Origin of the sequence: Amycolatopsis sp. VC5-11, from assembly GCF_037034185.1 — a bacterium.
Lineage (GTDB): Bacteria > Actinomycetota > Actinomycetes > Mycobacteriales > Pseudonocardiaceae > Amycolatopsis > Amycolatopsis nivea.
Genome location: NZ_JBAGKF010000067.1, coordinates 1 through 265 on the forward strand (window position 1 = coordinate 1; position 265 = coordinate 265).

1 protein-coding gene is annotated in these 265 nt (G+C 67.5%); it reads left to right on the forward strand.

Annotation, left to right across the window (positions count from 1 at the left end):
- Positions 1-265: NAD(P)(+) transhydrogenase (Re/Si-specific) subunit beta (locus WA670_RS45110; protein WP_336162323.1), on the forward strand; the 265-nt coding region annotated here is incomplete at both ends.

The window sequence follows — 265 nt, forward strand, 5'->3', positions numbered from 1 at the left end:
GCAGGCCCAGTACGGGGTGGCGGAACTGACCCGGAAACTGCGGGACAAGGGCATCGAGGTCCGGTTCGGGATCCACCCGGTCGCAGGGCGCCTGCCGGGCCACATGAACGTGCTGCTCGCTGAGGCGAAAGTCCCGTATGACATCGTGCTGGAGCTGGACGAGATCAACGACGATTTCGCCGACACCGACGTCGTCCTCGTGATCGGCGCGAACGACACCGTCAACCCCGCGGCGGCGGAGGACCCGGGCAGTCCGATCGCCGGA